The sequence below is a fragment of the Martelella alba genome (assembly GCF_005217455.1).
GTDB lineage: Bacteria > Pseudomonadota > Gammaproteobacteria > Enterobacterales > Enterobacteriaceae > Acerihabitans.
In genome coordinates this window covers 1-1907 of sequence record NZ_SZPQ01000107.1, presented here as the reverse complement: position 1 = coordinate 1907, position 1907 = coordinate 1, and the positions used below count along the sequence as shown (strand labels likewise).

The window sequence follows — 1907 nt, the reverse complement described above, 5'->3', positions numbered from 1 at the left end:
TCGTTGTAATCTTCATGGTGGACGCTCCTGTTGTAAAATGGTGTGCTATGACACAACCATTTTGGCACATTGATGCCAGTTAAATGGGGGCGTCCATTCCATTAGAATGGTGTACAAGCTCTAGTGGATTATCCGGCCCTGTCGTCTTTGCCGTTGACTTGAATTATAGAGGGTTCTCGAAACAAACGCCGGGTTACCGGCGTTTGTTTGAAATATTGAAGTGGGGATTCCATCGAAGCCTTTGGAAATCAGGGCAACCAGTGTTCCGGAGATAAAATTTCCGTTACTGACCAAATACAGTCATCCGGGAAACAATCCAGTCCTGTTTCGCTGGAAGCCATTGCAACTGCTTTGGACCAGATCACATCCATCCATTCAGGATCGTTTAGCTTAGTGTAAAGGCTTGGAGACTCTTTTAACGCATACCGTACATCTTTACGCTGCGCTTTTATGGTCTTTTCCCAGCTCGTCCCTCTATGGCTCGGCTGAAATTTCCATTTAAGCAGGTGGGCAATCAATACGGCCATTCGACTGGCAAGCTCCCTTTGTTCGCTCTTACCCACGTCTTCAATCTCCTCTGCAATCTTTTCGAAGTCGATTTCTGAAAATTTGCCGGAGCGTAACAGTGCGGCCTGCTCGTTGGCCCAAGCCACGACATCAGCCTCGTACCGAGTATGATTAGTCATGTTTACCTCCGTGACATTGCAGACTTGACATCATCTTCATCAAGTCTGTCATGGAAAAATGCGCCAGTCAAAGGCTGGCGGCAGTGTTAAAAAAAAGCTGCGTGTTAACTTGCCACAATCATCAGTACTTCTGGGTGATTGCGCCAGAAAGACGCAACATCAGCAAGCATCAGCGCTCTCGCTTCGTGCCTAAGGTTGCGGGCAGTGGAAAAATTATCCCAACCGCTTTCAAACGCCGCTTCGCTTTGAAGCTCATCGCATCGTATACGTAAAGCCATCGCTGCAATCTCACTTTTAACAGGCTCGGTCCAGAGGATATCTTGAGAGCGTTAGAAATTCTGTGTCATTCCAGTAATATATCTTAAAAAGGAATGATATATGTCCCAACCCTTCGATTTCGACAAGGCGCTGAAAGCGCTACAGTCCGGCCAAGCCCTGACCGGGAAAGATGGCATCTTAACGCCGTTAATCAAACAGTTAACCGAAGCGGCGCTGGCCGCCGAACTCGACTCCCATCTGGCTCAGGATGTGGAGGCCAATCGTAAAAAGGGTTCCGCCAAAAAGACCATCAAAACCACCACCGGCAACTTCGAATTAGCCACGCCACGCGACCGCAACGGCACTTTCGAACCCCAACGGGTGAAAAAACACCAGACTACCCTGTCCGACGAGATTGAGCACAATATTATTCGTCTGTTCGCGCTCGGCATGAGTTACGCCGACATCAGCCAGGAAATCGAAGACTTGTATGCTTTTAGCGTCTCTACCGCCGCCATCAGCGCCGTTACTGACAAGATTATCCCCGAACTGAAACAATGGCAGCAGCGCCCGCTGGGGCCGGTTTATCCCTTTGTCTGGCTGGATGCCATTCACTACAAAATCCGCGAGGATGGCCGCTATGTCAGCAAGGCGGTCTATACCATGCTGGCGCTGAACCTTGAGGGTAAAAAAGAGGTATTAGGGCTGTATCTGTCTGAAAGTGAAGGGGCTAACTTCTGGCTGTCGGTGCTGTGCGACCTGCAAAACCGGGGCGTCAAGGACATCCTGATTGCCTGCGTGGACGGGCTGACCGGCTTCCCTGAGGCGATAAACAGCCTTTACCCGCAGACCGAAGTCCAGTTGTGCATCATTCACCAGATACGCAACTCAATTAAATACGTGGCATCCAAGCACCACAAAGCCTTCATGGCCGATCTGAAGCCGGTTTACCGGGCGGTATCG

Annotated in this window: 3 protein-coding genes; 1 reads left to right on the top strand and 2 read right to left on the bottom strand. The window is 50.0% G+C overall.

Annotation, left to right across the window (positions count from 1 at the left end; all coding sequences use genetic code 11):
- Nucleotides 1–248: 248 nt before the first annotated feature.
- Nucleotides 249–686, bottom strand: coding sequence for a DUF29 domain-containing protein (locus FCN80_RS25730; protein ID WP_136993183.1), 438 nt, complete (start codon nt 684–686; stop codon nt 249–251).
- 104 nt (nt 687–790) lie between these two features.
- Nucleotides 791–964 carry a hypothetical protein gene (locus tag FCN80_RS26575; RefSeq protein ID WP_170975538.1) on the bottom strand — a complete coding sequence of 58 codons (174 nt, stop codon included), beginning with the start codon at nt 962–964 and terminating at the stop codon, nt 791–793.
- 100 nt (nt 965–1064) lie between these two features.
- Between FCN80_RS26575 and FCN80_RS25725 the strand changes: the two genes are divergently transcribed.
- Nucleotides 1065–1907 (top strand): IS256 family transposase (locus FCN80_RS25725; RefSeq protein ID WP_136993181.1); only part of this gene is annotated, 843 nt, incomplete at its 3' end.